This window comes from Mesorhizobium sp. M2A.F.Ca.ET.039.01.1.1, from assembly GCF_003998035.1.
In the GTDB taxonomy this organism is placed as follows: domain Bacteria; phylum Pseudomonadota; class Alphaproteobacteria; order Rhizobiales; family Rhizobiaceae; genus Mesorhizobium.
In genome coordinates, this window is sequence record NZ_RZRY01000037.1 from 1 (window position 1) to 21,942 (window position 21,942).

The 21,942-nt window shown below is 65.0% G+C and carries 21 protein-coding genes; 11 read left to right on the forward strand and 10 right to left on the reverse strand.

The annotated features are described in order from the left end of the window. Positions 1 to 253 precede the first annotated feature (253 nt). Positions 254 to 754, reverse strand: coding sequence for an OmpA family protein (locus EOA24_RS05645; RefSeq protein ID WP_126079289.1), 501 nt, complete (start codon positions 752 to 754; stop codon positions 254 to 256). A gap of 173 nt (positions 755 to 927) precedes the next feature. On the opposite strand from EOA24_RS05645, the gene EOA24_RS05650 reads away from it, so the two are divergent. Beyond that, positions 928 to 1,539 (forward strand): hypothetical protein, encoded by a 612-nt coding sequence (locus EOA24_RS05650; RefSeq protein WP_245467257.1) that lies wholly within the window; start codon positions 928 to 930, stop codon positions 1,537 to 1,539. 201 nt (positions 1,540 to 1,740) lie between these two features. Here the strand turns inward: EOA24_RS05650 and EOA24_RS05655 are convergent, their stop codons facing one another. From EOA24_RS05655 to EOA24_RS05680, 6 genes are all read right to left on the reverse strand, one after another. Continuing rightward, a complete protein-coding gene (locus EOA24_RS05655) occupies positions 1,741 to 1,932 on the reverse strand; it encodes a hypothetical protein (RefSeq protein WP_127409660.1) in 192 nt (63 codons plus the stop codon). Between the two features lie 83 nt (positions 1,933 to 2,015). Continuing rightward, the gene (locus tag EOA24_RS05660) at positions 2,016 to 4,565 is read right to left on the reverse strand and encodes a caspase family protein (protein ID WP_127409661.1); all 2,550 of its coding nucleotides are present in this window, start codon (positions 4,563 to 4,565) and stop codon (positions 2,016 to 2,018) included. 344 nt (positions 4,566 to 4,909) lie between these two features. Then, positions 4,910 to 6,010, reverse strand: coding sequence for an alcohol dehydrogenase family protein (locus EOA24_RS05665; RefSeq protein ID WP_126079292.1), 1,101 nt, complete (start codon positions 6,008 to 6,010; stop codon positions 4,910 to 4,912). 22 nt (positions 6,011 to 6,032) lie between these two features. Next, on the reverse strand, positions 6,033 to 7,412 hold the full coding sequence (locus EOA24_RS05670) for an aspartate aminotransferase family protein (RefSeq protein WP_126079293.1): 1,380 nt from the start codon (positions 7,410 to 7,412) through the stop codon (positions 6,033 to 6,035). 36 nt (positions 7,413 to 7,448) lie between these two features. Then, positions 7,449 to 8,942 (reverse strand): NAD-dependent succinate-semialdehyde dehydrogenase, encoded by a 1,494-nt coding sequence (locus EOA24_RS05675; RefSeq protein ID WP_126079294.1) that lies wholly within the window; start codon positions 8,940 to 8,942, stop codon positions 7,449 to 7,451. A 412-nt stretch (positions 8,943 to 9,354) separates the two neighbouring features. Further along, complete coding sequence (locus tag EOA24_RS05680; protein ID WP_126079295.1) at positions 9,355 to 9,846, reverse strand: Lrp/AsnC family transcriptional regulator; 492 nt, start codon at positions 9,844 to 9,846, stop codon at positions 9,355 to 9,357. Positions 9,847 to 9,929: 83 nt separating this feature from the next. Here EOA24_RS05680 and EOA24_RS05685 point away from each other — a divergent pair, with 83 nt between their 5' ends. The 10 genes from EOA24_RS05685 (at position 9,930) to doeB (ending at position 19,769) form a co-directional block, all read left to right on the forward strand. Continuing rightward, positions 9,930 to 11,315 carry a PLP-dependent aminotransferase family protein gene (locus EOA24_RS05685; protein ID WP_126079296.1) on the forward strand — a complete coding sequence of 462 codons (1,386 nt, stop codon included), beginning with the start codon at positions 9,930 to 9,932 and terminating at the stop codon, positions 11,313 to 11,315. Between the two features lie 137 nt (positions 11,316 to 11,452). Continuing rightward, a complete protein-coding gene (gene ehuA, locus EOA24_RS05690; RefSeq protein ID WP_126079297.1) occupies positions 11,453 to 12,238 on the forward strand; it encodes an ectoine/hydroxyectoine ABC transporter ATP-binding protein EhuA in 786 nt (261 codons plus the stop codon). A 94-nt stretch (positions 12,239 to 12,332) separates the two neighbouring features. After that, positions 12,333 to 13,184, forward strand: a complete 852-nt coding sequence (gene ehuB, locus EOA24_RS05695; protein WP_126079298.1) for an ectoine/hydroxyectoine ABC transporter substrate-binding protein EhuB — start codon at positions 12,333 to 12,335, stop codon at positions 13,182 to 13,184. A 246-nt stretch (positions 13,185 to 13,430) separates the two neighbouring features. Next, positions 13,431 to 14,090 carry an ectoine/hydroxyectoine ABC transporter permease subunit EhuC gene (gene ehuC / locus EOA24_RS05700; RefSeq protein WP_042638468.1) on the forward strand — a complete coding sequence of 220 codons (660 nt, stop codon included), beginning with the start codon at positions 13,431 to 13,433 and terminating at the stop codon, positions 14,088 to 14,090. 16 nt (positions 14,091 to 14,106) lie between these two features. Beyond that, positions 14,107 to 14,766 carry an ectoine/hydroxyectoine ABC transporter permease subunit EhuD gene (gene ehuD / locus EOA24_RS05705; RefSeq protein ID WP_112131195.1) on the forward strand — a complete coding sequence of 220 codons (660 nt, stop codon included), beginning with the start codon at positions 14,107 to 14,109 and terminating at the stop codon, positions 14,764 to 14,766. A gap of 5 nt (positions 14,767 to 14,771) precedes the next feature. After that, complete coding sequence (eutA, locus tag EOA24_RS05710) at positions 14,772 to 15,548, forward strand: ectoine utilization protein EutA (RefSeq protein ID WP_126083555.1); 777 nt, start codon at positions 14,772 to 14,774, stop codon at positions 15,546 to 15,548. 20 nt (positions 15,549 to 15,568) lie between these two features. After that, complete coding sequence (gene eutB, locus EOA24_RS05715; protein WP_189343255.1) at positions 15,569 to 16,558, forward strand: hydroxyectoine utilization dehydratase EutB; 990 nt, start codon at positions 15,569 to 15,571, stop codon at positions 16,556 to 16,558. Continuing rightward, positions 16,555 to 17,547 carry a cyclodeaminase gene (locus EOA24_RS05720; RefSeq protein ID WP_126079300.1) on the forward strand — a complete coding sequence of 331 codons (993 nt, stop codon included), beginning with the start codon at positions 16,555 to 16,557 and terminating at the stop codon, positions 17,545 to 17,547. The genes eutB and EOA24_RS05720 overlap by 4 nt, the downstream gene beginning before the upstream one ends. A 38-nt stretch (positions 17,548 to 17,585) precedes the next feature. After that, positions 17,586 to 18,764 carry an ectoine hydrolase DoeA gene (gene doeA, locus EOA24_RS05725; protein ID WP_126079301.1) on the forward strand — a complete coding sequence of 393 codons (1,179 nt, stop codon included), beginning with the start codon at positions 17,586 to 17,588 and terminating at the stop codon, positions 18,762 to 18,764. A 3-nt stretch (positions 18,765 to 18,767) separates the two neighbouring features. Next, on the forward strand, positions 18,768 to 19,769 hold the full coding sequence (doeB, locus tag EOA24_RS05730) for a N(2)-acetyl-L-2,4-diaminobutanoate deacetylase DoeB (RefSeq protein WP_126079302.1): 1,002 nt from the start codon (positions 18,768 to 18,770) through the stop codon (positions 19,767 to 19,769). Here doeB and EOA24_RS05735 read toward each other — a convergent pair whose 3' ends face one another. The 3 genes from EOA24_RS05735 to EOA24_RS05745 all read right to left on the reverse strand — a co-directional run. Then, on the reverse strand, positions 19,770 to 20,303 hold the full coding sequence (locus EOA24_RS05735) for a response regulator transcription factor (RefSeq protein ID WP_189343256.1): 534 nt from the start codon (positions 20,301 to 20,303) through the stop codon (positions 19,770 to 19,772). Beyond that, positions 20,293 to 21,645 carry an ATP-binding protein gene (locus tag EOA24_RS05740; protein WP_126079304.1) on the reverse strand — a complete coding sequence of 451 codons (1,353 nt, stop codon included), beginning with the start codon at positions 21,643 to 21,645 and terminating at the stop codon, positions 20,293 to 20,295. The genes EOA24_RS05735 and EOA24_RS05740 overlap by 11 nt, the downstream gene beginning before the upstream one ends. Continuing rightward, the coding region (locus EOA24_RS05745; RefSeq protein WP_281059876.1) for an SURF1 family cytochrome oxidase biogenesis protein at positions 21,642 to 21,942 on the reverse strand (301 nt) is incomplete at its 5' end. The genes EOA24_RS05745 and EOA24_RS05740, both read right to left, overlap by 4 nt.

The following is a 21,942-nucleotide window of genomic DNA, read 5'->3' on the forward strand; positions in this document are numbered from 1 at the left end:
ACCGTGGTTCGCGAGGACGCGCCGCCGCCGAGAGAAAACAACGACTTCCTGACCAAGGCGCTGATCTTCGGCAGCGGCGTTGTGATCGGCAACGCGATCAAGAATTGATCGTTGAGCAATTCCAGGAAAAGTGTGAAGCGGTTTTCCGCCTGGAATTGGGTCGAAATAGGCAGCAACAAAAGGGGAGCCGGCGTTTTGACCGAGCTCCCCTTGACCTGTGTCGCTGTTGACGGGCCGGCTTGCCTGCGGCCCGCTATTCCGTCCTGATGCGCATTTCCACGCGGCGGTTGACCGGATCGTATGGATTTGCGACGCGCGGGTGCGACTTGCCGAGGCCGATCGCTTCGAGCCGCGCCGATTCAACGCCGTTGGCTTCGAGGAAGGCGGCCACCGATTGCGCTCTCCGCTGCGAGAGGCCCTGGTTGTAGCTGTCCGTGCCGGTCGCGTCGGTGTGACCCTCGACGACGAAGCTGAACGTGCTCAGCCGATTGTCGTTCAGCGCCTTGGCGAACTCGTCCAGCTCCGTGCGCGCGGTCTGGTCGAGCTGGGCCGAATCCAGGGCGAAGTTGATCATCATGTCGAGGCCAGCCTTCTGGGGCGGCGCCTCGTTCTTCTCGGCCTTGCTCTTGCACTCTTCCTCGGTGCCGACGCAGATGCCGCGTGAGGCGCCAAGATTGCCCTGGCCGGCGAAGAACTTTACGATGTCTTCCGATTTCTGAAGCGGATCGGCGTAGACGTGCGTTGAAAAAAGCACGGTCGCCAATGCCAAGGCTGAACTGCCCCACCGCATGACCGTCACTCCTGTTTTGACCTGTTTCGAGCGGGTTTTCGCTGGCGCGGACTATATCAAATCCCAAAGCGATTGTCTGTGAACAAGCGCACGTTGCCGATGGCCGCCGCCTGATAAGGTTGAGGCTTGACCGGCGCTTGGCCGCGGGTTTCAGTGCTGTTTGTGCCGATGCTCGGGGTGTGGCAGCGATGGCCAATGAACTCGGATACAGAACGGCAAGGGATCTGTTTCTTGCCTGTCCCGCGATCGCCCGGGACATGAAGTCGCCGGCCGTGGCCCAACCCCCGCTGGAATTCTGCCGCGCGCTGCTCGCCGGACGCGTGCCGGAGGAAGCCGTCACCTTCTGCGCCTATCTCCTGCCCGAGCGCGCCGCGGTCTGGTGGGGGCATGAATGCCTCAGTCATCTCGCCGAGCTCCTTGCCGAAAGGGATCTCGAATTGCTGGCACTCGTCAGCGACTGGGTGGGCGAGCCCGGAAATCCTCGCCATCGGGCGGCGCTCAGCAGCGCTGTCGATCCGTCGCCGGCAACGCCGGCTGCCTGGATCGCCTTGTCGGCGGCGTGGCGCGACCCGGCCTTTGATATGCTGTCGACCGGATTCCCCGCCGCCCACGCCGTCAACGCCGGGATCCTGGCGGGGCTGGCGCGCGTTTCGACCGCCGACCGCTTCGCCGTGCTTTCGGCCTTCGTCGAAATGGGCATCCAGATGGTGGAGATGGAAGCGCAACGACCGTCGGTCGGCGCGTATTAGGGTTTTCCGCCGGAGAATACCCATGAAGCCGCAGTTGCGGACGGAACCGCCGCATGCTTTCCCGCAATGCTCTGGTGCGTTTCACCGTCTCACGGAGACGGCGAAACACCCTGTCTCTTTGTTTCTACGCAATTCCGGACGGAAAACCGTTTCACACTTTTTCTGGAATTGCCCTAAGAAGCACGCGTGTCGTGAACGCTGTCACCACCCGCCGCCACCGCCGCCACCACCCCCACCCAGAGGCGCGATGACAGGCGCGGGTTCGCTCGTCACCGGCTTGATCGGCTTCCTGGCGGTCGCCTTCTTTTGCTTGACCACCGTCGGCGTCGTCGTCACGCGGACTTGCTTGGTCGGCTGTTTCGCTGTCGGCGCCGGCTCGAACCTGGGCGCCACGGTCGTGCATCCCGCGACCGCAAGGAAAAATGTTGCAATGACCGCTTGCTTCAATGCCCCGCCCACCACTGCCTCCTTGTTGATCAGAATAGGTCCCGACGCGGATTGGATTGCTCCCAGACGGCTCTGGCCGTCTTGATCAATTGGTCGTCTACCGACCCGCCGGCGGAAATTTTCGATTTGAGCTCCGAACGCAATTGCTTCAACGCAGCCGTCTTCGGCTTCGTGCCGAACTGCGCGAGGGTCGTCCGAGCGCCCGGTAACTCGTTACGAAGATCAAGTCCTGCCGCGAACGCCAGATAGCGAACGGCGACCGCCTGATCGGATTTGTCGCCCTTCTGCATCTCGATAGCCGCGCGATCATAGGCCGCCGAGTAGTCGCCGCGATCGGTCGCCAGCTCGAACAGCCTCTGCGCTTCGGCAAGGTTCTTGTCGACGCCGTCACCATCCCGGTACATGCGCGCAAGACTGCCGGGCGCATAGGGCTGGCCGAGATCCATCGCCTTTTGGAAAAGCGCCTGGGCTTGCTTGGTATCCTTCTCGACGCCGCGTCCGCTGAGATAGTTGCGGCCGAGAATGTTCATCGAATACATGTCCTGGCGCTCGACGCCCGCCTTGAGGAAGGCAACGGCGCGAGCCGGGTCGGCGGGCACGCCATTGCGGCCTTCGGTGAAGATCGCCGCAAGATCGTTCATCGCGTAGGTATGGCCCATAGCCGCCGCCTTCAGCAGCAGGTCGAGGCCCTTGCCAGTATCGCGCTGAACGCCGAGACCATTGAACAGCGCGCGTCCCCAGGCGGTCATTCCATAGGGATCGCCTTTGTCAGACGCCTTTGCATAGAAGCCATTCGCCTTCGCCGGATCCACGGCCGTTCCTATGCCGGACGAAGCGATATAGCCCAGCTCGAACACAGCGCGGACATGTCCCTTGTCGGCGGCGTCCTGGATTGCCTTCTTGGCCTCGTCGACCTTGCCGGCGGCCAGCAGCGCGCGGCCGAGTTCGTAGTGGAATCGCGCGACATCGGGATAGGCCTTCACCGCCGCCCGGCAGGCGTCCACCGCGCCGGCGCCGATCTCATTCGGCAAGAGGCCGGGGACGACGCCCTGCAGGTCCAAAGGCTCGCCTGCCTTCTGGTCGCACCGATCGACACTGGGCGACAGCTTCATCGTCGCCGGCTTTGACGGTGTGTTGTCGGCCCTGATTTCGACGCCGACTATCAATGGCTGGACCGTGCCTATCTGCGGCTCGTAGCGCAGTTTATCGACTTCATCGGCCGTCAGGCTCGATTGCGGCGACAGTGTCCGATCCGGCAGGGACAGCGTCCCGGTTGCCGGATAGCTCGCGAGCTTCACGCTGACCGCCGGATCCTTGGTCGGCAAATCCAGCTTCAGCGGAACCGGGCCGACACCGACCGGCACGTTCACGTCGTGGTTCTCGATCGCTTCGGCGGCGCCGGCGATGTGGATGCCGCGCTCCACCACCTGCTGCTTCTGCTCGGACTCCAGGGAGGCCACGAGCTGCTTGCCGGCGGCGCCGTCGCCGTTCTTGACCCGGAACACGAGGATGCCTTGCGATCCGCCGCCCCACTCGTCATGCGCAGCATAGGCCAGCATGTCCACCTGGTCCTCGGCGTCGGCGCCCTTCGGCACGTCCATCTGGAGCCGCGGCAGATCCTTGCCCTCTATTGGCTGGCCCGTCGCGACCGGCTTGCCGTCCAGGATCAGGTGCCCCATTGCCGGCGGCCTTTCGATGCTGATGGTGACCGCGCCGCCGTCGACATCGACGGGCACAGGCAGGTCGAGCGCGACCGGTCCGACGCCCGACGGCACGGTCTTTTCCAGCACCGGCGGCAAAGCCGGCCGGTTGGCGCGGCGCATCAGCACCACCTCGTCGATCAGCGAGGAGTTTTCCCAAGGAACCTGCGCCCCCTTGGTGGCCTCGACCACATCGCGGCGCACGGCCGCCATGACGGAGCGTATCTCCTGGTTCGGTGCCAGCGCGCGGCGGGAGAAGGCGGACGAGAACGGGCTGAGGTCGCCGGAGCCGTCATAGGCGACGGCGCCCGGCTCGGTGGCGAAGGCGATCAGCGTGTTCAGCGAACTCTTCACCTGCGCAAGGCCGGTGCCGCCGGCCGCGATCAACTGGTCGCGCAGCCAGTAGTCCTTGCGCGGGAACGGATTGTTGCGGCAGGCGTCGAGGATGATCACCTGGATCTTCGATTTGGCGCGCAATTGCTGCAGGACATCGTCGAGCTTGACCGCCTGGACCTCGATGTCGGCCGCAGCCTTGAGCGACGCATCGACCGGGATCAGAAAATTCTCGCCGCCGATTTGAAAGCCGTGGCCGGAATAGTAGACGACCGCCAGATCGGCGCCGTCGGCCGCCGCGAGATAATTGCGGAACTCCTTCTCGAACTGGAGCTTGGTGAGGTCCTTGGCGACGAACACATCGAACCCGGCCACCCGAAACGTGTTCGATACGTCCTCGGCATCCTTGTCAGGATTCTTGAGCGCCGGGATTTCGCGGTATTGCGAATTGCCGATGACAAGCGCAACTCTTCGATCGGCCTGCGCTTGCACCGTCGTGAGACCCAAGACGATCAAGGCCGCAATCAGCGCGTAGCGTCGCAGCATGGCAAAATCCCCAACCGCTATGACCTGTCGGCCACAAGAATTCAGCTTGCGGCATCGCGGTCTGTTAAAGACTTCACAATCTGCCAAGGCGGCAAGGAACGCGCCCGCGATGGCAGGCAGGCGTATCCAATAAACTGCTAAAATAGCTCAGAGGCCCGGACGCCGCAATGACCTGGGCAAGCGCATCGCCGGCTGCGAGGCGAGGACGCCCCGGTTTGTCCGGGCGTCCTCGGATACGCACGCCCGCAAAGCGTTTGCTTCCCGGCGTATATCGGCTTGCCGTCCGCAGTCGCCGCGCCAGATGATAGCGGCGGCTGAAGCCGCGCCGGGCGCTCTTTCGGGGGTCAGGCGCCGCTCCACATCGCATCCGGCACCACGACCAGCTTGCCGACGAAGTCCTTGCCCATGAAGTCGGTCTGGGCGCGGTGGAAGTCCGAGAGCTTGTAGACGCCGCCGACCAGCGGCTTGATCTTCTTTTCCTCGATGTAGCGGACAATGCGGCGGAAGTCGGCGCGCGTGCCTTGGCTCGAGCCGTGGAGCTGGAGCTGCTTCAGATACATGGTGCGGAGATCGAGCTGCACGACCGGGCCGGCGATCGCTCCGGCAGTCGTGTAGCGGCCCTCGGGCCGCAGGATGCGCAGCAGGTCGTTGAAGATGGCGCCACCGACGAGGTCGGCGACCACGTCGATGGGCTGGCCGCCCGTCGCTTCGTTGACGGCGGCGAGCAGGTCGGCCACGCCGCGCGTGATCACCTTCTCGGCGCCGATGTCGAGCACAGCCTGCTCCTTGCCCTTGCCGACGACGGCATAGGGGATGGCGCCGCGCGCCCTGGCCAGTTGCACGATGCCTGAGCCGACGCCACCGGAGGCGCCGGTGACCAAGACGCGCTCGCCGGCCCTGAGCGCAGCACGCTCCAGCATCTGCTCGCCGGTGAGATAGGCGCAGCAGAAGGTGGCGAGCTCGACATCGCTCAAGTCGGTGTCGACGACATGCGCGTTCTCAGCCGGCAGCGCCTGGTATTCGGCATAACCGCCGTCGCGGCCGTGGCCCATATAGTCGATGTCGGCCAGCGAATCGTCGTCGCGGTTGTAGATCGAGAAGTCGACCATGACCCGTTCGCCGATGCGGCTCGCCGGCACGCCGTCGCCGATAGCGACAATTGTACCCACCGTGTCGGTGCCCTGGATGCGCGGGAAGGTCAGCGTGTTGCCCTGGCGGCGCCAGGTCGAGACGGCTGCGGCATTCTCCTCCGTGCCATAGGCGCCCTGGCGCACCCAGACATCGGTGTTGTTCATGCCGCAGGCGCTGACCTTGACCAGCACTTCGCCGGCGGCGGGTGCCGGCACCTTCACATCGGTGCGGTAGACGAGCTTCTCCAGGCCGCCATGGCCGGTAAGCTGGACGGCGGCCATGGTGGCGGGAACGGTTCTGGTCATGGCATTCATATCACTTCTCGGATGTCGCTTCTCAGATGCTCGCAAAAACGCTGTTCACAGCGTCGGCGGTCTTGGCGACGACGATGTCGGCCTCCTCGCGCGTCAGGCAGAGCGGCGGCGCGAAGCCGAGGATGTCGCCCTGCGGCATGGCGCGGCCTATGACGCCGCTGGCGGCCAGCGCGGTCGCAATCTGCGGCCCGGCCTTCAGCGCCGGATCGAAGAACACGCGGTCGTCGCGGTCCTTGACGAACTCGACCGCGGCCAGCATGCCGTCGCCGCGCACCTCACCGACATTCTTGTGGCCGCCGACGGCCCTGGCGAGCTCGGCGCGAAAGTAAGCGCCCACCTCCCCGGCATTCCTGACCAGATCCATCTCGTCGATCAGCTCGAGATTGGCAACGCCCGCGGCGACGCAGATCGGGTGCGCCGAGTAGGTCCAGCCATGGCCGAGCGATCCAAGCTTGTCGGATCCCTTGACCAGCACCTGCCAGACCTTGTCGGAGACGATGACGCCGGAGAGCGGCGCATAGGCCGAGGTCAGGCCCTTGGCGATGGTGATCAGGTCCGGCTTGATGCCGTAATGGTCGGAGCCGAACATCGTGCCGAGACGACCGAAGCCGGTCACCACCTCGTCGGCGACGAGCAGCACGTCATATTTGTTCAGCACGGCCTGGATCTTCTGCCAGTAGCCGGCCGGCGGCGGCACGATGCCACCGGTGCCGAGGATCGGCTCACCGATGAAGGCCGCGACCGTATCAGGGCCTTCGGCGAGGATCATCTCCTCGAGCTTGTCGGCGCAATGCTGCGAGAACTGCTCTTCGCTCATCGAGCGGTCGGCGCGGCGGAAATAATAGGGCGCCTCGGTGTGCAGGATCGGCGCGCGCGGCAGATCGAAGGCATTGTGGAACAGCTCCAACCCGGTCAGCGACCCGGTCATCACGCCGGAACCGTGATAGCCGCGCCAGCGCGAGATGATCTTCTTCTTCTCGGGACGACCCAAGACGTTGTTGTAATACCAGATCAGCTTGATGTTGGTCTCGTTGGCATCGGAGCCGGAGAGGCCGAAATAGACCCTCGACATGCCCTTCGGCGCGCGATCGATGATCATCTTGGCAAGCGTGATCGAGGCCTCGGTGCCGTGGCCGACATAGGCGTGATAGTAGGCGAGATTCCGGGCCTGTTCGGCAATGGCGTCGGCGATCTTCTGGCGGCCATAGCCGACATTGACGCAGTAGAGGCCGGCGAAGGCATCGATGCTCTTCTTGCCGGTGTTGTCCCAGACGGTGACGCCTTCGCCGCCGGCCATGATGCGGGCCGGCGATTCACCGCGCGCGTGCGTGCCCATATGCGTCGAGGGATGGAAGAAGTGGTCGCGATCCCAGGCGGAGAGTTCGTTGGACTGTTCGAGCATTTTTTGACTCCTGACGAGAATGAGGGCCTGCGCAGCTTAGGCTACATCGAGGCAGAGGTATTTGAGGTCCGTAAAGGCTTCGAGGCCGTGGCGCGAGCCTTCGCGGCCGATGCCGGATTGCTTGACGCCGCCGAACGGGATCGGCGCGCCGGTGATCTTGACGCGGTTGATCGCGACCATGCCGTAGTCCAGCGCACGCCCCATGCGCGCCTGCCGCGCGCCGTTCTCGGTGACGACATAGGCGACGAGGCCATATTCGGTGGCATTGGCGCGGGCGACGACTTCGCCCTCGTCGTCGAACGGAGTGACGTCGGCGACAGGCCCAAAAGTTTCCTCGCGCATGATCAGCGCTTCGTCCGGCACATCGACAAGCAGCGTCGGCTGGTAGAACAGCGGGCCGGCAGCGTGACGCTTGCCACCGGTCAGGCAGCGCGCGCCATGAGCGATTGCGTCGGCGACCTGTTCCTCGATCTTCTTGACCGCGCGCTCATGCATCAACGGCCCGATCTCGGCGTCCGCGGATAGCCCGTTGCCGACGCGAAGCTGCTCGATGCGGTGCGCGAAGGCGGCGCAAAAGCGGTCGTAGATCGGCCGCTGCACATAGATGCGGTTGGCGGCGAGACAGTCCTGGCCGGAGGTGGCGAATTTGGCGTCGAGCGCGATGGTCACCGCCCTGTCGATGTCGGCATCGTCGAACACGATCAGCGGCGCATGGCCGCCGAGCTCCATGACCAGGCGCTTCATCGTCGCAGCACTTTGCGCGGCGATCAGCCGGCCGACTTCGGTCGAGCCGGTGAAGCTCATGGCGCGGACCCTGGCGTCGGCGCACATGGCGCCAACGATGGTGCGCGCGTCGCCGGTGATGACGTTGAAGACACCGGCCGGCAACCCGGCGCGCTCGCCAAGTTCCGCCAGCGCCAGGGCCGACAGCGGCGTTTCGGAGGACGGATGCGCCACCACCGTGCAGCCGGCGGCAAGCGCGGCCGCGGCCTTGCGGGTGAGCATCGCCGACGGAAAATTCCACGGCGTGACGACGCCGACCACGCCGAGCGGCTCGCGGCGCACCGACATCTCGGCGTTCGGCAGATGGCTGGTGACGCTTTCGGCGTTGAGGCGTTTCGCTTCCTCGGCATACCACTCGACGAAGGAGGCGGCGTAGTCGATTTCGCTCAGCGATTCCTTCAGCGGCTTGCCCTGCTCGAGCGTCATCAGCAGCGCCAGATCGTCCTTGGCGGCGATGATCAGATCGAACCATTTTCGCAAGATTTTCGAGCGCTCCTGCGGCAACAGCGCCCGCCAGCCGGGATACGCGCGGGATGCAGCGTTGATCGCCTTCGTCGTCTGGGCGGCATCGAGTGCCGCCACAAAGGCGATGGTAGCGCCGGTCGCCGGATCGGTGACCTCGAAACTTGCCGCCGCCTCGCTTGCCGTCCAGTGGCCGTCGACATAGGCGAGCGCGCGCAACAGGCGGCGATCGGCGAGGCGGTCGAGCGCTTCATGGTGGTTGGTGCGGGCAAAATGCGCGGACATCAGTCAAGTCTCCCGGTGTCGAGGCGATAGGGAGAGACTAGACGCGCGATCGAGACAAAGAGGCTGTTTCGGCGGTCCGATGTAGAGAGATTGTCTCTATTTGTCCGGGAGAGCAGGTCGATCTCTCTAGCTTGCCAGCTGGCGGGTGCCACCAAACGGTGAAAATTGGCCGAGGCTCCTCAGCCTCGTCATCCTTGGGCGAAGCAGGAGCGCAGCTCCGTCGCGGAGACCCAAGGATCCATGCCGTTACCTTGATCGAAGGGCGCAGCGGCACAGAATTCTGCACCGTCGCAATGCCTTAGCGTCGGCATGGATCCTCGGGTCTGCGCCGCGTCGCTTCGCTCCTTGCTCCGCCCGTGGATGACGAAGTGCGGACGTTTCGGCTAATCTCCACGCTGATCGCGAGGCCGACTCACCCTTGCTCCGGCAGCAGGTCGGCCACCGGCAGCACGGTCTCGTCCTTGACCGTCTTGGTGACGATGTAGGTGAAGTAGCGGTCGATGCCGATCTCGCGTTCGAGCAGACCGTCGACCAGCCGCTGATAGGCGTCGATGTCGCGCGCCATGACCTTCAGCACGTAATCGACGCCGCCGCCTACCGACCAGCAGGCGACGATCTCCGGGACATCCCGCACCACCCGCTCGAACCGGTCGAAGTCGGCCTGGCGATGGTTGGCCAGCGTCACCTCCATCAGCACGGTCGCCACCGGCGCGATGACGCGCATGGCGATCGCGGCGTGATAGCCGGTGACGATGCCGGCTTTCTCCAGCTTGCGCAGCCGCATCCAGCACGGCGTCGGCGACAGGCCGACCTTCTCGGCCAGCGCCAGCTTGGTGATGCGCCCGTCGCGTTGGATGGCGTCGAGAATCCTGAGGTCGATCGGATCGAGCTTCGCTGCCGCCATGCGGTATCCGCCTTTCGTTCAGGACACCATGACGATGCATTATTTCGATTGTCAATTGCACTGATTTCGATCTCTAATAAGTCATGACATTATGGCAGCCAGATCCTGCTCTCATTCGCCGCCCGGCCTATCTCTCGCTGGCCGACCAGTTCGCCCGCGCCATCCATGACGGGCGGCTGGCCAACGGCACGCGGCTGCCGACGCACCGCCGGCTGGCGGACGATCTGAAGCTTTCGGTGCAGACCGTCAGCCGCGCTTATGAGGAATTGATCCGCCGCGGCCTGATTTCCGGCGAGGTCGGCCGCGGCAGCTTCGTGCAGACGCAGCGCCGGGAACCGGAGCCGCCGTACATTCCGGAGCGGCTGGGCGAGGTCATCGACCTTTCCATCCTGAAGCCGGTCTGCGAGCCGATGCATCTGGAAAAACTGAAGCAGGCGCTGGGCTGGCTCGCCGAGAACCTGCCGTCAAGCTCGGCCCTGTCGTTCCGGCCGAACATGGTTTTCCCGCGCCACCGCGCGGTGGCTGTCGAGTGGTTGAAGCTTTGCGGGCTGGAGGCGTCGCCGCAGAACATCAGCCTCACAAACGGCGCCACCGCCGGCATGACGGTGGCGCTGATGAGCGTGGCGCCACCCGGCTCGACGGTCGCGACGGAGGCGATCGGCCACCACACGCTGGTGCCACTTGCGCGCTATCTTGGCTTCAACCTGGAAGGGCTACCGATCGACGGCAACGGGCTGATCCCCGAGGCGCTCGACGAGGCCTGCCGTCTCTCGGACATTCGCGCCGTCTTCGTGCAGCCCTCGGTGATCAACCCCACGGCGACCCTGATGGACGCCGCCCGCCGCGAGCAGATCGCCGCGGTCGCGCGCAAGCACGACATCGCCATCATCGAGAACGACGTGCTGGGGCCGCTGGTCGAAGGCCGGCCGCCGGCGGTCGCCGCGTTTGCGCCGGAGCGGACGCTCTACGTCACCTCCTTCACCAAGATCACCGTGCCCGGCCTGCGCATCGGTTATCTGGCGGTGCCGGACCGCTATGTCGCCGCCGTCGCCAACCGCCACCTCGTCTCGAACTGGATGGCGACCCCGATGGTGGCGGAGATCGCCACGCGCTGGGTGAACGACGGCACGGCGATGGAACTGGTCAACTGGCAGCGCGCGGCGCTGAGGCGACGCCAGGAGATTGCCGCCGAAATGCTGGCGGGCGTCGATTACCGCGTCCATCGCGACGGGCTGCATCTGTGGCTCGAGCTGCCGGGCGACCGCGCCGAGGAAAGCTTTGTCTCTCAAGCGCGCCTGCGCGGCGTGGCGATCGCGCCGGGCACTTCGTTCCGCATCGCTGACACGCCATGGCATCCGGCCGTGCGCATCTCGCTCGGATCGACCACAGAGGGGGAACTGCGGGTGGGCCTGAGCGTTGTCGCCAAGCTGCTGCTCGGCGATCCGGAGCATCTCCTGCTCGCCATCTGATGCACAAAAGGAGTCCAGATTGCCCTGAAATTGTGCCGCGCCGGAAATATTGTCATGATATTATTTTCCTAATTGACATGATTTGGTACGTTTCGCATCGTTAAGGGCATAGGCTTCTCCAGCAACGGGGAAATGGATTGCCCGCGCCCATCATCAAGGTCGATGTGATTTCGAAGAGCTTCGGCACCTTCAAGGTGCTGGACGGTTTGTCGATGCAGGTGATGCCCGGCGAGAAGCTGGCGCTGATCGGTCCGTCCGGCTCCGGCAAGACGACGATCCTGCGCATCCTGATGACCTTGGAGAAGATCGACGGCGGCCACATCCAGGTCGATGGCGAGCAGCTCTACCACATGAAGCGCAACGGCCAGCTGCTGCCGGCCGACGAGCGCCACCTGGCCAGGATGCGACAGAAGATCGGCATGGTCTTCCAGCTCTTCAATCTCTTTCCGCACAAATGCGTCATGGACAACGTGACGCTGGCGCCGATGCTGACCAAGGGCGTCGCGCGCGCCGCCGCCGAGAAACGGGCGATGGAACTGCTCGACATGGTGGGCCTCGCCGACAAGGCGAAAGCGATGCCGGCGCAGCTCTCCGGCGGCCAGAAGCAGCGCGTGGCGATCGCGCGCGCGTTGGCGCTGTCGCCCAAGATCATGCTGTTCGACGAGGTCACCTCGGCGCTCGACCCGGAGCTGGTCGAGGAGGTGCTCAACGTCATGCGCAAGCTCGCGGCCGAGACCGACATGACGATGCTTCTGGTCACCCATGAGATGGGCTTCGCCCACGACTTCGCCGACCGCGTGCTGTTCTTCGACCGCGGCAGGATCGTCGAGGAAGGCAAGCCCGATGAGATTTTCCGCCATCCCAAGCAGGAAAGAACGCAGAGCTTCCTGAAGAAGATCATCGCGGCCGGACATCGCGTCTGACCGCTATGCAGACGGGCGGCGCAAGCTGTCCACGGGCGGCCCAAGGCCGTCCCGAACCGAGCAGACCAATAACAGAAACAAGGAGTTGGGAACGATGAAGAAACTTGGGATTCTGGCTGGCGTCGCCGGCCTCGCAGTGAGCACGATGCTGCTCGCCTCCGGCGCGCGTTCGGCCGACGATGCAAAGCTGGAGCAGCTCAAGCAGCAGGGCTTTGCCCGCGTCGCCATCGCCAACGAGCCGCCCTATACGGCGGTGGCCGCCGACGGCAAGGTCTCGGGCGCGGCGCCGGACGTGGCGCGCGAGATCTTCAAGCGTCTCGGCGTCAACGACATCGTCGCCTCCATCTCCGAATATGGCGCCATGATCCCCGGCTTGCAGGCCGGCCGCTTCGACGTCGTCACCGCCGGCCTGTTCATGAAGCCGGAGCGTTGCGCGGCGGTCGCCTATTCCGAACCGGTGCTGTGCGACGCCGAGGCGATGCTGGTGAAGAAGGGCAATCCGAAAGGCTTCAAGAGCTATGAGGATATCGCCAAGGACAGCTCCGCCACCGTCGGCGCGCCCGGCGGCGGCACCGAGGAGAAGCTGGCGCTCAATGCCGGCGTGCCGCGCGATCGCGTGGTCGTCGTGCCGGACGGCCAGAGCGGCCTGAAGATGGTGCAGGACGGCCGCATCGACGCCTATTCGCTGCCGGTTCTGTCGATCAACGACCTGATGAAGAAGGCCAATGATCCGAACCTCGAAGTGATCGCGCCGGTGCAGGGCGCTCCGGTCTATTGCGACGGCGCCGCTTTCAAGAAGGGCGACGAGGCGCTGCGCGACGCCTATGACGTCGAGCTCGCCAAGCTGAAGAAGTCCGGCGAGTTCGCCAAGATCATCGAGCCCTACGGCTTCTCCGCCAAGGCGGCGATGTCGACGACCCGCGAGAAGCTCTGCGCGGCGAAGTAAGGCGCTCTTTGCCTTCTCGTCGCTTGCGGGGAGAAGGTGTCACGAAGTGACGGATGAGGGGCGGCGCCAAGATATCAGAAGCTGGCTCCGCCCCTCATCTGCCTGCCGGCTTTCGTCGCTCGAAAAGCCAAGCAATTGGCTTTTCGTTCGCTGCGCGAACCGCTCCTCAACTCCCCGTGAACGGGGAGAAGGGACTTGACGCGGCTGCCCCGCACAACCGCAAACGATAGGAAATTTTACACTCAGATGACCCAGTGGTCCGGCTATCTCGGCCTGATATTGCAGGGAGCGCTTGTCACCATCGAGCTGACGCTGATGGGGTCGGTGCTCGCGCTGATCATGGCTTTCCTTGCCGGCATGGGGCGCGTGTCGCGCTTCTTCATCCTGCGCGCGATCGCCACGGCCTATATCGAATTCTTCCGCGGCACCTCGATCTTCGTGCAGCTGTTCTGGGCCTATTTCGTCCTTCCTTTCGCCGGCCTGTCGCTGACCCCACTGCAGGCCGGCGTGCTGGCGCTGGGCTTGAATGTCGGCGCCTATGCGGCGGAAGTTGTGCGCGGCGCCATCCTGTCGGTCGGCCGCGAGCAATATGAGGCCTGCACGGCGCTCAATCTCGGCCGCTGGCAGGGCATGCGGCACGTGATCCTGCCGCAGGCGCTGCTGGTCATGCTGCCGACCTTCGGCAACAACGCGATCGAGCTGCTCAAGGCGACCTCGGTCGTCTCGCTGATCTCGCTCGCCGACCTGACCTTCCAGGCGCAGGTGGTGCGTTCGCAGACCGGCAGCACGCTGATGCCGTTCCTATCCGTGCTGATCATCTATTTCGCGCTGGCGCTAATCATCTCCTGGGGCGTGCGGACGCTGGAACGCCGCATGGCGCGCGGGCTTGATGGGGTGCGCGTCTGATGGATTGGGCCAAATAATGGACTGGGATTGGAACTTCGTCTGGGAGATCATGCCGACCCTGATCCAGGGCGTGAAGATCACCATATTGGCAACCATTCTGGGCTCGATCCTGGCGGCGATCGTGGGGCTCGGGATTGCGCTTGCGCGGCGCTCGGAGAACCGGCTCGTCGCGCGCAGCATCGGCTGGTTCGCCGAGTTCATCCGCGGCACGCCGCTTCTGGTGCAGCTCTATTTCATCTTCTACGTGCTGCCCGATATCGGCATCCTGTTGCCGCCGCTGGTGGCCGGCGTGATCGGGCTTGGGCTGCACTACGGAACCTATACTGCCGAGGTCTACCGCGCCGGCATCGACAACGTGCCGCGCGGCCAGTGGGAGGCGGCCAAGGCCTGCAATCTCAACGGACGCCACACCTGGACGCATATCATCCTGCCGCAGGCGATCCCGCCGATGATCCCGGCCCTGGCCAACTATTTCATCGCCATGTTCAAGGAGACGCCGCTGCTTTCGGCGATCACAGTGCTTGAACTGATGAACCAGGCGAAGAGCGTCGCCAACACCTACTACCGCTACATCGAGCCGATGACGCTGGTCGGCGCCTTCTTCCTCGTCATCAGCCTCTGCTCCGTCGTGCTGTTGCGCTGGCTGGAGCATCGCTACGGCAGGATCGAAAGATGAAAGTCATGAAAGCATTGCCCGAGATCCGGCTCGAAACGGCGCGCCCCGCGCTTGACGCGCGTCCGCTGGAAAAGCGCGTCGGACTGATCGCTTTAGCCACCGACCACACCAGCGAGGTGGACTTCCACCGCATGGTGGCGAGCGAGCGGATCGGCGTCTATGTCGCACGCATTCCCTACGCCAATCCAACGACGCCGGAGAATTTGCGCAAGATGCAGCCTTCGCTTTCGGCGGGGGCGGCGCAGATCCTGCCGGACGAGACGCTCGATGCCGTCTGCTACTCCTGCACGTCTGCTTCGGTGGTGATCGGTGACGCCGAGATCGAACAAGCGATCCAGGTGGCCAAGCCCGGCGTGCCCGTGATCACGCCGCCGATGGCTGGTATGCGCGGCCTGAACGCTTTTGGGGTGAAGCGCATCAGCATTCTAACCCCATACACCGTCGAGACCAGCCGGCCGATGGCGGCCTATTTCGCCGCGCAGGGCTTCGACATCCAGAGCTTCACTTGCCTCGGCTTCGAGGATGACCGCGAGATGGCCCGCATCAGGCCGGCGTCCCTCGTCGAGATGGCGCGCAAGGTCACGCATCCACAGGCCGATGCGCTGTTCGTCTCCTGCACCGCGCTGCGCGCCGCGCTCGCGGTGCCGGGTATGGAAGAGGCGATCGGGCGTCCGGTCGTCACCAGCAACCAGGCGAGCGCCTGGAACTGCCTGCGGCTCTGCGGCGACGAGACGCCGCGACCTGAGTTCGGCCGCTTGTGGACCAAGCCGCTGGCCCAGTGATCGTAATGCCCGTGATCGAGATGCCAGTTACGCTTCAGCATATTCGCGCCGCGCGCGAACGCATTGCCGGCAAGGTCGAGCGGACGGCTTGCGTGCTGTCGCAAAACCTGTCGGAGCGCGTGGGGCATCCTGTTCATCTCAAGCTTGAGCACCACCAGACCACCGGCGCCTTCAAGCTGCGCGGCGCCTCCAACGCGATTGCGGCATTGAGCCCGGACGAAAAATCGCGCGGCGTCGTCGCCGCCTCGACCGGGAATCACGGCCGCGCGCTGGCGCATGCGGCCAAGCTGAAAGGCATGCGCGCGGTGATCTGCATGTCGAAGCTGGTGCCGGAGAACAAGCTCGATGCCATCCGCCGCCTGGGCGCCGAAGTGCGCATCGTTGGCAACAGCCAGGACGACGCCCAGCAGCAGGTCGACAGGCTGGTGGCGAAGGAAGGGCTGGTCATGCTGCCGCCCTTTGACCATCCCGATATCGTCGCCGGGCAAGGCACGCTTGGGTTGGAGATCATGGAGCAGGTTCCGGACGCAGCATGCGTGCTGGTGCCGCTCTCCGGCGGCGGGCTCGCGGCCGGCGTCGCGGCGGCCGTCAAAGGCGTGAGCCCGGGCACCAAGGTCATCGGCATCTCGATGGCGGGGGGCGCGGCGATGAAAGCCAGCCTCGACGCAGGCCGGCCCGTGCAGGTCGAGGAACTGCCGACGCTGGCAGACTCGCTCGGCGGCGGCATCGGCCTCGACAACCAGCTGACCTTCGCCATGTGCCGCGACCTGCTCGACGACGTGGTCCTGCTTGCCGAGGACGAGATCGCCGCCGGCATTCGCCATGCCTATGAACAGGAACGCGAGATCGTCGAGGGCGCGGGCGCTGTCGGCATCGGCGCGCTGCTTGCCGGCAAGGTCAAAGTGAGCGGCCCGACTGTGCTCATCCTTTCCGGCCGCAACATCGACATGAGCCTGCACCGCCGCATCGTCTGCGGCGAGGCGGCCACAGCAACGGAGCGCGCCGTATGAACCGTATGACCATTCTGACCGAAGCAGAACTGCGCAAGATCGTGACGCTTGACCTCGATGCCGTCGCCTGCGTCGAGAACGCCTTTCGCGCCCTGGCCACGCTGCCGGTGGCGATGCCGCCAATCTTGAGGCTCGACATTCACGAGCATCGCGGCGAGGTCGACGTGAAGGCCGCCTATGTGCCGGGCATAGACGGCTTCGCCGTCAAGATCAGCTCCGGCTTCTTCGACAATCCGAAGCTCGGCCTGCCGAGCGGCGGCGGCATGATGGTGCTGCTCTCGGCCAAGACCGGCGTGGTCGAGGCGCTGCTGCTCGACAATGGCTATCTGACCGATGTCCGCACCGCCGCTGCCGGCGCCGTCGCGGCCAGGCATCTGTCGCGCGAGGACTCCAAGGTCGCGGCGATCTTCGGCGCCGGTCTGCAGGCCGGCTTGCAATTGGAAGCGCTGCGTCTGGTGCGGCCGATCGAGGAAGCGCGCATCTGGGCGCGCGATGCCGCCAGGGCCGAGGCAACCGCAGCCCGCCTGCGCGACAGGCTGGGCATCATGGTTCGCGCCGAACCGGATGCGGCGAACGCGGCAGCCGGCGCCGACATCATCGTCACCACCACGCCGTCGACCGAACCGCTGATCAAGCCCGGCTTCGTCTCTGCCGGCCAGCACATCACCGCTATGGGCTCGGATGCCGAGCACAAGAACGAGATCGCGCCGGCGATCCTGCGCATGGCCGATCTCTATGTCGCCGACAGCGCCAAGCAGACGCGGCGCCTTGGCGAACTCCATCACGCCATCGAGGCTGCGGTTTTCGCAGCCGACGCCGAGGTCACCGAACTCGGCCAGATCATTGCCGGCAGCAAGCCCGGCCGGCGCTCGGCAAGCGACATCACCGTCGCCGACCTCACCGGCACCGGCGTGCAGGATACCGCGATCGCCACGCTTGCGCGGGATCGCGCGCGGGCGGCGAACGCCGGAACGACTTTCGAGAGCTAGTACCGGCCGCAAGGCCCAACAAACGAGGACCAAGAACGATGCAGCCAAACCTGAAATTCTCGCGGAGCGAATTTGCCGATCGCCTCGCCAAGACGCGGAGGGCCATGGAGGCCAAGGGGGTCGATCTTTTGATCGTCAGCGATCCCTCCAACATGGCCTGGCTGACGGGGTATGACGGCTGGTCCTTCTACGTGCATCAGGCGGTCATCGTGCCGCCTACGGGCGAGCCGGTCTGGTATGGACGCGGCCAGGATGCCAACGGCGCCAAGCGCACCGCCTATCTCGCGCATGACAACATCATCGGCTACGCCGACCACTATGTGCAGTCGACCGAGCGGCACCCGATGGATTACCTTGCCAGCGTGCTGGCTGAACGCGGCTGGGACAAGCTCAGCATCGGCGTCGAGATGGACAACTACTGGTTCTCGGCGGCTGCCTTCGCAGCACTGCAAAAACACTTGCCCAACGCCCGCTTCGCCGACGCCACCGCGCTGGTGAACTGGCAGCGCGCGGTGAAGAGCCCGACCGAGATCGAATACATGCGCAACGCCGCCCGCATCGTCGAGGCGATGCACCAGCGCATTGTCGACAGAATAGAAGTCGGCATGCGCAAATGCGATCTCGTCGCCGAGATCTACGATGCCGGCACGCGCGGCGTCGCCGGGATCGGCGGCGACTATCCGGCGATCGTGCCGCTGCTGCCTTCGGGTGCCGATGCTTCCGCACCGCATCTCACCTGGGACGACAAGCCTATGAAGGCGAATGAAGGCACGTTCTTCGAGATCGCCGGCTGCTACAACCGCTATCATTGCCCGCTGTCGCGCACCGTCTTCCTCGGCAAGCCAACGCAGGCGTTCCTCGACGCCGAGAAGGCGACGCTGGAAGGCATGGAGGCGGGCTTGGCCGCCGCCAAGCCCGGCAACACCTGCGAGGACATCGCCAATGCCTTCTTCGCGGTCCTGAAGAAATACGGCATCGTCAAGGACAACCGCACCGGCTATCCGATCGGCATTTCCTATCCGCCGGACTGGGGCGAGCGCACGATGAGCCTGCGCCCCGGCGACCGCACCGAGCTCCAGCCCGGCATGACCTTCCATTTCATGACGGGGCTGTGGCTGGAGACGATGGGACTGGAGATCACCGAGTCGATCCTGATCACCGACACCGGCGTCGAATGCCTGGCCAATGTGCCGCGCAAGCTCTTCGTGAAGGACTGAACGATGTCAGCTCTGCGTCCATCGCCGGTCGCGCCGACCGTCGACTTCGAGCGCGACGGCGTCCAGCACGGCTTTTTGCGCCTGCCCTACAGCCGCGACGATTCCGCCTGGGGGTCGGTGATGATCCCGGTCTGCGTCGTGCGCAACGGCAAGGGCTCGACGGCGCTGCTGACCGGCGGCAATCACGGCGACGAGTATGAAGGGCCGTTGGCGCTCTACGAGCTCGCCCGCACGCTCGATCCGAAACAAGTCTCCGGCACGATCATCATCGTGCCGGCGATGAACTATCCGGCGTTCCGGGCCGGCACCCGCACCTCGCCGATCGACAAGGGCAATATGAACCGCTCTTTCCCCGGCCGCCCGGACGGCACGGTGACGGAGAAGATCGCCGACTATTTCCAGCGCGAGCTGCTGCCGCGCGCGGACCTCGTCTTCGACTTCCACTCGGGCGGCAAGACGCTGGATTTCGTGCCCTTCTGTGCCGCGCACACGCTGCCGGACAAGGCGCAAGAGAAAAAGGCCTTCGCCGCGGTCGGGGCCTTCTCGGCGCCGTTCTCGATGCGCATGACCGAGATCGACGCGGTCGGCATGTATGACACGGCGGCCGAGGAGATGGGCAAGGTCTTCGTCACCACCGAGCTCGGCGGCGGCGGGACATCGCGGGCCGAAACCGTGCGGATTGCCCGGCGCGGCATCCTCAACGTGCTTCGCCATGCCGGCATAGTGTCTGGTGCGATCGAGAAGGGCAGAACTCAGTGGCTCGACATGCCTTCGGCCGATTGCTTCGCCTTCGCCGAGGATGACGGCATGATCGAGACCATGGTCGATCTCGGCGAACCGGTGGAGGACGGCCAGGTGGTCGCGCGCATCCATCCGCTCGGCCGCACCGGCCAGGCACCGCAGGAGATCAGGGCCCGGATGTCGGGGCTGCTGGCCGCGCGTCACTTCCCGGGCCTGGTCAAGGCGGGCGATTGCGTCTCGGTGCTGGCCGTGGCCGTCGGATAGTTACTGCACCACCCGCTTCTCGAGCTTGCGAGCGAGCGTGCGCCGGTGCAGGCCGAGGCGGCGCGCGGTTTCGGAGATGTTGAAGCCGGTCTCGACCAGCGTCTCGTGGATGCGCTCCCATTCCAGGTTCTTGATCGAGGTGGGACGGCTGGTGAGCGGCACCGACACATCTCCCTCGTCGCGGCCGAAGGCGGCTTCGATGTCATCGGTGTTGGCGGGCTTGGCCAGATAGTGACAGGCGCCGAGCTTGATCGCCTCGACCGCCGTGGCGATGCTGGCAAACCCCGTCAATACCACGATCCGCATCGACGGGTCGCGTGCGCTCAGCAGCTTGACGCATTCGAGACCCGATCCCGCTCCGAGCTTGAGGTCGACGACGGCATAGGCCGGAACGGCCTTTTCCAGCGCGGCCTTCACGGCGTCGCGGTCATGGCAGACCGCGACGTGGTAGTCGCGCTTCTCAAACGAGCGTTTGAGCGTGCGCGCGAAAGTCGCGTCGTCCTCGACAATGAACAAGGATCGATCAGGTTTCACGATCGTCTCCATGGGTCAGCGCCGCCAGAGGCAGCGAAAGGGTAACGCAGGCGCCCTCCTCCATGTTGCGCGCTGAAACGTCGCCGCCGAGCTTGCGCACGACATTGAACACCAGGAAGAGGCCAAGGCCGCCGCCCGGACGCCCCTTGCTCGACATATAGGGCTGGCCGAGCCCGGCCAGAATATCCTTGTCGAAACCCGGTCCGCGATCCTTGACGGTGAACACCAGCTTCTCATCCTGCCGCTCGGCAGCGATGCCGACCCAATCGTGCGATGCTTCCAGCGCATTGTCGAGCACATTGAAGATCACTTGCCGCAGCGCCGTGTCGGACACGATCGGCTCGTCCGGCTCGAAACCGTTGCTGAAGTCCAGCCTGGAAGGCTGGCGGCTGACACGCCACTCCCGAACGAGATCGTCGAGGAAGTGACGGATCGTGGTGCGGATCGTGCCCTCGCCCCGTGCCTGGCCGGAGGACATGAGGATGCCCGTGACGATGCTTTTGCAGCGCTCGATCTGCGCCTGCATCTCGGCCACGTCCTCGGCAAGCTCGCGGTTGCGCTTGATGCCCTGCATCTGGCGCCAGTCGGACAGGATGACCGATATGGTCGAGAGCGGCGTGCCGAGCTCATGCGCGGCGCCGGAGGCGAGCAGGCCCATGCGCACGATGTGGTCTTCCTCAGCCGAACGCTGGCGCAGGTCGGCGAGATAGGCATCGCGTTCGCGCAGGTTGCGGTTGATGCGCGTCATGAAGATCACGATCAGGCCGGCCGCCAGCACGAAGCAGATGAACATGCCGCGCAGATGCAGCGCCAGGAGGTCGCTGCCGCCGTGATGCGAAAGCGCGATCGGCTGGAAGACGAAGATGAGGAAGACGAAGCAGGCCGAGGCGGCCACGACCAGGATCCAGGTCGACCATGGCGCCAGCAGCGCGGCGCCGAGCGTGATCTGCAGCAGATAGAGCGACACGAACGGGTTCGAGGCGCCGCCGCTCAGATAGAGCTGCGTGGTCAGCGCCGCCATGTCGAAAATCAGCGCGACGAAAAGCTGGCCGTTGGAGATGCGGCGATTGCCGCGCAGGGCGAGCAGGCTGAAGATGTTCAACGCGACGAGGAACAGCACCACGCCAGCCATCCCGGTAAGCGGCAGCGGGATGGCGAACCAGTATTGCGTCACCAGAATGGTCAGCACCTGCCCCGCCACCGCCAGCCAACGCAAGTGGATGAGAAGCAGCAGGTTCTTCCTGTTCGTCACGTCGGCGTTCGAGGCGGCGCCTCCGTGGCCGGCAAGAGGAGCCGCTGGGAACGCCTTCCCGTGATGAAGCCGCGCGATCGAGATGTTCATCTTGCCGCGTCCCGCTTCCGACGCCGGGCAAAAATCGGCCTGGCGATGACGATCGCCAGCATCGCTGCCAGGGCGAACCAGGTCAGAGCATAGACAAGGTGGCTGTTGCGGAAGGTGACGACAGTCAGGCCGCCGCGCGGCCAACTGTCCGCGCCGGATGCCCCGGCGTCGATGAAATAGGGCGCGACATCGGTCAGGCCGCGCGCCTTGGCGATTGCCGCGACGTCGCGCGAATACCAGCGGTTGGCAGCCGGATCGTTGCTGCGCAGGAAGCCGCCGCCGGGTTCGCTGATGCGC

Bases quoted from the DNA above. Each gene is read 5' to 3' on its own strand.
- EOA24_RS05660 (WP_127409661.1), bottom strand. From the start codon at position 4,565: ATGCTGCGACGCTACGCGCTGATTGCGGCCTTGATCGTCTTGGGTCTC.
- EOA24_RS05665 (WP_126079292.1), bottom strand. From the start codon at position 6,010: ATGAATGCCATGACCAGAACCGTTCCCGCCACCATGGCCGCCGTCCAG.
- EOA24_RS05670 (WP_126079293.1), bottom strand. From the start codon at position 7,412: ATGCTCGAACAGTCCAACGAACTCTCCGCCTGGGATCGCGACCACTTC.
- EOA24_RS05675 (WP_126079294.1), bottom strand. From the start codon at position 8,942: ATGTCCGCGCATTTTGCCCGCACCAACCACCATGAAGCGCTCGACCGC.
- EOA24_RS05680 (WP_126079295.1), bottom strand. From the start codon at position 9,846: ATGGCGGCAGCGAAGCTCGATCCGATCGACCTCAGGATTCTCGACGCC.
- EOA24_RS05685 (WP_126079296.1), top strand. From the start codon at position 9,930: ATGACATTATGGCAGCCAGATCCTGCTCTCATTCGCCGCCCGGCCTAT.
- ehuB (WP_126079298.1), top strand. From the start codon at position 12,333: ATGAAGAAACTTGGGATTCTGGCTGGCGTCGCCGGCCTCGCAGTGAGC.
- ehuC (WP_042638468.1), top strand. From the start codon at position 13,431: ATGACCCAGTGGTCCGGCTATCTCGGCCTGATATTGCAGGGAGCGCTT.
- ehuD (WP_112131195.1), top strand. From the start codon at position 14,107: ATGGACTGGGATTGGAACTTCGTCTGGGAGATCATGCCGACCCTGATC.
- eutA (WP_126083555.1), top strand. From the start codon at position 14,772: ATGAAAGCATTGCCCGAGATCCGGCTCGAAACGGCGCGCCCCGCGCTT.
- eutB (WP_189343255.1), top strand. From the start codon at position 15,569: ATGCCAGTTACGCTTCAGCATATTCGCGCCGCGCGCGAACGCATTGCC.
- EOA24_RS05720 (WP_126079300.1), top strand. From the start codon at position 16,555: ATGAACCGTATGACCATTCTGACCGAAGCAGAACTGCGCAAGATCGTG.
- doeA (WP_126079301.1), top strand. From the start codon at position 17,586: ATGCAGCCAAACCTGAAATTCTCGCGGAGCGAATTTGCCGATCGCCTC.
- doeB (WP_126079302.1), top strand. From the start codon at position 18,768: ATGTCAGCTCTGCGTCCATCGCCGGTCGCGCCGACCGTCGACTTCGAG.
- EOA24_RS05740 (WP_126079304.1), bottom strand. From the start codon at position 21,645: ATGAACATCTCGATCGCGCGGCTTCATCACGGGAAGGCGTTCCCAGCG.